This is a genomic window from Kitasatospora sp. NPDC028055 (genome assembly GCF_040637885.1).
Lineage (GTDB): Bacteria > Actinomycetota > Actinomycetes > Streptomycetales > Streptomycetaceae > Kitasatospora.
Genome location: NZ_JBEZXE010000095.1, coordinates 1 through 7,370, shown reverse-complemented (window position 1 = coordinate 7,370; position 7,370 = coordinate 1). Strand labels below are relative to the sequence as shown.

Here is a 7,370-nt window from a genome sequence, read left to right as displayed (position 1 = left end):
CACAAGCTGGAAGGCCCCTCCGCCACCTACAACATGGCCTTCGCCCTGCGCCTGACGGGCGACCTGGACCGGGAGGCGCTGCAGGAGGCCCTCAATGACGTGGTCACCCGGCACGAGGCGCTGCGCACCGTCTTCCGCGAGGTCGAAGGACAGCCCGGCCAGCACATCCTCGCTCCCGGTGATCAGGCCCGGGTCGCCCTGCACGTTCAGCAGATCGACGAGGCCGACGTCACTCCGACGCTGAACCTGGCCGCTCGCCACGAGTTCGACCTGTCCGCCCAAGTACCGCTGCACGCAAGGCTGTTCACCATCAGCCCGGCGGAGTCGGTGCTGATGCTGATCGTCCACCACATCGCGGCCGACGGCTGGTCGATGGCGCCGCTGGCCCGGGACCTGATCGCCGCCTACACCGCACGCCGGACCGGCGCCGCGCCCGACTGGCCGCAACTGCCCGTCCAGTACGCCGACTACACCCTTTGGCAACGCCACCTTCTCGGCAAGGAGACCGACGTGACCAGCGCGTTCACCCGTCAGTACGAATACTGGGCCGAGCAGCTCGCTGGTCTGCCGGAGCAGGTCACCATCCCCGGTGACCGGCCCCGCCCCGCCGTCGCCAGCTACGCCGGCGATGTCGTCCGGCTGAACTTCGACGCGGACCTGCACCGGGACCTCGCCGAGCTGGCCCGTGCCACCGACACGACCGTGTTCATGGTGCTCCAGGCCTCCATGGCCGCGCTGATGACCCGGCTCGGCGCCGGGACGGACATCCCGATCGGCAGCGGTATCGCCGGGCGCACCGACGAGAACCTCGACGACCTCATCGGACTGTTCGTCAACTCGCTCGTGCTGCGCACCAACACGGCTCGCAACCCGGTCTTCACCGATCTGCTCGCCCAGGTGCGCCGGACCAGTCTGGCGGCCCACGCCCACCAGGACATCCCGTTCCAGTACCTGGTGGAGAAGCTCAACCCGCACCGCTCCGCCGGGCACCACCCGCTCTTCCAGGTGGCCTTCGTGCTGCAGAACACGGAGGAGGCGGACTTCAAGCTGCCGGACCTCCGGGTCCGCCCGGAGGAGACGCACACCAGCACCTCACGCCTCGACGTGCTCATCAGCCTGGGGGAGGAGCACGACGTCGATCGCGCCCCGAGGGGCATCAGCGGGTTCATCGAGTTCGCGACGGACCTGTACGACCGGGCCACGATCGAGACGCTGATCGAACGGTGGACGCAGGTGCTGCGGGGGGTGGTCGCCGACCCGTCCCAGCGGATCGGTGCCCTGAACATCCTGACCTTGTGGGAACGCCTCGACCGGGTGGTCAAGTCGGAGCGAGCCGAACAGCCGACGCTGCCCGAGCTGTTCCAGGCGCAGGTGCAGGCCGCGCCGTCCGCCGAGGCCGTGGACGCGGGTGAGGTGTCGTGGACGTATGCGGAGTTGAACGCGCGGGCGAACCAGGTCGCGCACTGGCTGATCTCGCGGGGTGTCGGTGCCGAGGACCTCGTGGGTGTGGTGTTGCCGCGTAGTGCCGTGCAGGTGGCGGTGGTGCTGGGCATCGTGAAGGCGGGTGCCGGCTATCTGCCGGTGGATCCGGACTATCCCGCGGAGCGGATCGCGTACATGCTCGCCGACGCGGCTCCCGCAGTGCTGCTCACCAGTGGGGAGCTGGCGTCCGGGCTGCCGTCCGGGCTGTCGTCCGGCTTGGCGGACGTGCTGGCGGTGGAGGAGCTGGCCGAGGTCTGGGAGGGGCAGCCGGTCACGGATCCGACCGATGCGGATCGGGTTGCGCCGCTGTCCTCGTTGAACACGGCTTACACGATCTACACGTCGGGTTCGACGGGTCGGCCCAAGGGTGTGGCGGTTACGCATTCGGGGTTGGCGTCGTTGGCGGTGACGCTGGTGGAGCGGTTCGGGGTGTCGGCGGAGAGCCGGGTGTTGCAGTTCGCTTCGCCGGGGTTCGATGCGGCGGTGTGGGAGCTGGTGATGGCACTGGCGACCGGTGCGGCTTTGGTGGTGGCGGGGTCGCGGCGCTTGGCGGGTGAGGAGCTGGGCCGGGTGCTGGCCGAGCGGGGGGTCACGCATGTGACGCTGCCGCCGTCGGCGTTGGCGAGTCTGCCGGTGGGTGTCGAGGCCGCTTTGCCGGGTCTGGAGACGGTGGTGGTGGCCGGTGAGGCGTGCCCGCCGGATCTGGCGGAGCGGTGGTCGGTGGGTCGTCGGATGATCAATGCGTACGGTCCGACGGAGTCGACGGTTGGTGCGACGGCCAGTGAGCCGCTGTCGGGTGCGTATGTGCCGATCGGTCGGCCGGTGGTCAACACGCGGGTGTACGTGCTGGACGAGAACCTGGAGCAGGTGCCGCAGGGTGTTGCGGGTGAGTTGTACCTCGCGGGCCGGGGTCTGGCTCGTGGCTACCTGAACCGGCCGGGTCTGAGTTCCGAGCGCTTCGTGGCGGATCCCTTCGGTGTGCCGGGCGAGCGGATGTATCGCACGGGTGACCTGGCGCGGTGGAGCCGGGACGGTGAGCTGGAGTACCTGGGCCGTACGGATGAGCAGGTGAAGATCCGTGGTTTCCGGATCGAGCCCGGAGAGGTCCAGGCCGCCCTCACCAGGCAGCCGGAGGTCGCGCAGGCAGTGGTGGTCCCGCGTGAGGACCAGCCCGGTGACACCCGCCTGGTGGCCTACGTGGTTCCCGAGACCGGTGGTGGTGTCGAGGTCGATGCCGCTGAGCAGGTCGGGGACTGGCGGGAGTTGTACGACTCGGTGTACGAGCGGCCCACGGCGCCGTTGGGTGAGGACTTCGCGGGGTGGGACAGCTCGTACACGGGTGAGGCGATCCCGTTGGAGGAGATGCGGGAGTGGCGTGCGGCGACGGTGGAGCGGATCCGCTCCTTCGCGCCGAGGCGTGTGCTGGAGATCGGTGTCGGTTCGGGTCTGCTGATGGCACCGCTGGCGGAGGAGGTGGAGTCGTACTGGGGCACGGACCTGTCCCAGGCGGTGGTGACACGCCTGGTCGAGCAGGTCGCCGAGCGCGGTTGGGAGCACGTGCGGGTGTCCTGCCAGAGCGCGGAGGACTTCACCGGTCTGCCGACGGGCTACTTCGACACGGTCGTGATCAACTCCGTCGCGCAGTACTTCCCCAACCGCGACTACCTCACCTCCGTCCTCACCCAGGCCTTCCACCTTCTCGCCGAGAACGGCCGGGTCTTCCTGGGCGACATCCGCCACGCCGGGCTCCTGAGCACCCTCCAGACCGCGGTGCAGACGCCGAAGGCCGCCGATGCCGCGAAGCTGCGTTCCGCGGTGGAGCGCGCGGTGGTCGTGGAGAAGGAACTCCTGGTCCACCCGGACTACTTCACCGCTTTCGCCGCCGAGCACGGTGCGGGTGTGGACGTCCGGATCAAGCGCGGTTCGGCGCACAACGAGCTGACCCGCCACCGCTACGACGTCACCCTCCACAAGAACCCGGCGGAGCCGACCGACCTGGCCGGGTCGGGTGACCTGGCCGGCGTGCCGGTGGTGCGCTGGGGAACGGACGTGACGACGCTGGATGAGCTCGGGGAGCGTCCGGTCGAGGGCGGTCTGCGTGTGACGGGTGTCCCTAACGCCCGCCTGACGGGCGAGGCCGCCGCCGTCGAGGCCCTGGACACCGGCAAGGACCTGACCGCCATCCGTTCGGCGATCGGCTCGGCCACCGGCATCGACCCGGAGGCCTTCCACCGCTGGGCCACCGAGCGCGGCTTGGACGCGGTCACCACCTGGAACTCCGAGCAGCCGGCCGCCTTCGATGCGGTCCTGCTGCCGGTGGGCAGCGGTCCGGCGGTGACCGGTGTCTATCGGTCGTCCGGCGTGGCCGGTTCGGTTCTGACGAATGCTCCGGCGCGGGCGCGGACCGGTGGCTCGCTGGTGACGGCGTTGCGTCAGGTGTTGCAGGCACAGCTGCCGGACTACATGGTGCCGTCGGCGATCGTCACGCTGGACCGCCTTCCGCTGACGCCGAACGGGAAGATCGACCGCAAGGCCCTTCCGGCGCCGGACTACGCGTCCACCGCTGGGGGTCGTGCGGCTCGCACGCCGCAGGAGGAGATCCTCTGCACCCTGTTCGCCGAGGTCCTGGGTGTGCCCGGGGTCGGGATCGATGACGACTTCTTCGCGCTCGGCGGCCATTCGCTGTTGGCGACCCAGCTCAGCAGCCGGGTGCGGAGCACCCTCGGCACCGAGCTGCCGCTCCAGGTGCTGTTCGAGGCACCGACCGTCGCCCGGCTCTCCGCGCGGCTGGGCGAGGGCGCGGCGCGTCCCGCTCTGGTTGTGATGCCTCGTCCCGAGGTGCTGCCGCTGTCCTTCGCGCAGCAGCGGCTGTGGTTCCTGCACCAGCTCGAGGGCCCCTCGGCCACCTACAACATGCCGTTGGCCCTGCGGCTGACCGGTGAGCTGGACCGGCAGGCGCTGGGGGAGGCCCTCAACGACGTCATCGCGCGCCATGAGGCGTTGCGTACGGTCTTCGAGGAGGTCGACGGGCAGCCGCGGCAGCGCGTTCTCGCCCCCGAGCAGGCCCGTGTTGACCTGCACGTCCGTCCGTGCGAGCAGGACGACGTCATGCGGGCCCTGGAGCTGGCCGCGCGCCACGGGTTCGACCTCTCCGCTCAGGTTCCGTTGCACGCCGAGCTGTTCACGGTCAGTCCGACGGAGTCGGTGCTGTTGCTGGTGCTGCACCACATCGCGGGTGACGGTTGGTCGATGGCGCCGCTGGCCCGGGACCTGGTCACGGCCTACTCCGCCCGCCTGACCGGTGCCGAGCCGGACTGGCCGCAGCTGCCGGTGCAGTACGCGGACTACACGCTGTGGCAGCGCGAGCTGCTGGGCGACGACAGTGACCCGGACAGCCCGTTCGTGCGCCAGCAGCAGTACTGGGCGCAGCAGTTGGCCGGTCTGCCGGAGCAGGTGACCGTGCCCACCGACCGGCCCCGGCCGGCGGTGGCCGGCTACGCGGGCGACGCCGCCACCTTCGGTATCGACGCGGATCTGCACCAGGCGTTGTCCGAGTTGGCCCGTTCCAGCGGCACGACGATGTTCATGGTGTTGCAGGCGTCGTTCGCCGCCCTGATGACCCGGCTGGGCGCCGGCACGGACATCCCGCTCGGTGCCCCGATCGCCGGACGCACGGACGAGAACCTCGACCAGCTGATCGGCTTCTTCGTCAACACCCTGGTCCTGCGCACCGACACGGCGGGCAACCCGGCCTTCACCGACCTGCTCGCCCAGGTCCGCCGGACCAGCCTGGAGGCCTATGCCCACCAGGACATCCCCTTCGAGCACCTGGTGGAGGCGCTCAACCCGCACCGCTCCTCCAGCCACCACCCACTGTTCCAGATCTCCCTGGGGCTCCAGACCACCCAGCAGGCGCCCTTCGAGCTGCCCGGACTCCACGTCGAGTCCGGCGGTATCGGCACCGGCACTGCGCGATTCGACCTCTCCGTCGTCGTGGCCGAGGATCGTGGCGACAACGGTGAGCCCTCCGGTATGAACGGTGTGATCGAGTTCGCGACGGAGTTGTACGACCGGTCGACGATCGAGGCGCTGATCGCGCGTTGGGTCCGGTTGCTGAGGGCGGTCGCCGCTGATCCGTCCCGGCCGATCGGTTCGCTGGACGTCCTCACCGAGGGGGAGGAGGTCCGGCTGCGGGAGTGGGCGACCACGGCCCGGCCGGAGATCGACGACGCCACGCTGCCGGAGCTGTTCCAGGCCCGCGTGCAGGCCACCCCCGATGCCGTCGCACTGGAGGCGGGTGACGCGTCCTGGACGTACGCCGAGCTGAACGCCCGGGCGAACCGGATCGCGCACTGGCTGATCGGCCGGGGCATCGGTGCCGAGCAGCTCGTCGGCCTGGCGCTGCCGCGTGGCGCCGAGCTGTTCGCGGCGATCCTGGGCGTGGTGAAGGCAGGCGCCGGCTACCTGCCGGTGGACCCGGACTACCCGGCCGACCGCATCGCCTACATGCTCGCCGACGCCGCTCCCGTGCTGCTGCTCACCACCGCGGAACTGGCACCGGGGCTGCCGGACGGACTGCTGGACGGGCTGGCGGTCGAGGAGCTGGCCGAGGTCTGGCAGGCGCAGCCCGCCACCGACCCGACCGATGCGGACCGGATCGCGCCGCTCACGGCCGCGAACACCGCGTACACCATCTACACCTCGGGCTCCACCGGCCGCCCCAAGGGCGCGACGGTCACCCACACGGGTCTGGCCTCGCTGGCCTCGACCCTGGTCGAGCGTTGCCTGACCACGGCGGACAGCCGGGTCGTGCAGCTGGCCTCGCCGAGTTTCGACGCCTCCGTGCTGGAACTGCTGATGGCTCTCAGCAACGGCGGCACGCTGGTCGTGCCCCCGCCGGGTCGTCTCGCGGGTGAGGACCTTCTGCGGGTCCTGGCCGACCGGCGGATCACCCACGCGTTCATCCCGCCGTCGATCCTGGCCACCCTCCCGGCTGGTGCCCCCGACACGCTGACCGACCTGTCCAGCCTCATCGTCGGTGCCGAGGCCTGCCCGCCGGACCTGGTCGCCCTGTGGGCGCCGGGCCGTCACATGGCCAACCTCTACGGCCCGACCGAGACCACCATCTCCACCACCATCAGCCGCCCCCTGGCCGACCTGCGTACGCCCATCGGCGCTCCCAACCACAACACCCATGCCCGCGTCCTGGACGAGAACCTGCGCCAGGTCCCGCCGGGCATCCCCGGCGAGCTCTACCTCGCCGGCCGGGGCCTGGCCCGCGGCTACCTGAACCGTCCCGGCCTGACGGCGGAGCGGTTCGTCGCGGACCCGTTCGGCGGGGCCGGGAGCCGGATGTATCGCACGGGTGACCTGGTGCGCTGGAACGGGGAAGGTGAGCTGGAGTATCTGGGCCGTACCGACCACCAGGTGAAGATCCGCGGGTTCCGGATCGAGCCCGGCGAGATCCAGGCCGCCCTCACCCGGCACCCCGAGGTCGCCCAGGCCGTCGTGATCGCCCGCGAGGACCAGCCCGGCGACACCCGCCTGGTGGCCTACGTCGTCCCGGAGACGGAGCACGGTGTCTCCGCCGAGGAGGTGCGCGACCGGCTGCGACGGCAGCTGCCGGACTACATGGTCCCGGCTGCCGTCATGGTGATCGACAGCATCCCGCTGACGCGCAACGGGAAGATCGACCGCGACGCCCTGCCGGCCCCGGTCTACACCGTGGCCGTCGCCGGACGCGCTGCCCGCACCCCGCAGGAGCAGATCCTCGGTGCGGCGTTCGCGGAGGTCCTCGGTCTGTCGAGCGTGGGGGTCGACGACGGCTTCTTCGACCTGGGCGGTCACTCGCTGCTGGCCACCCGTCTGATCAGCCGCATCCGTACGGC

The 7,370-nt window shown here is 70.7% G+C and carries 1 protein-coding gene; it reads left to right on the top strand.

Annotated elements, in window-relative coordinates:
- A partial coding sequence (locus AB0F71_RS39495) for an amino acid adenylation domain-containing protein (RefSeq protein WP_360246051.1) occupies positions 1 to 7,370 on the top strand: 7,370 nt, incomplete at both ends.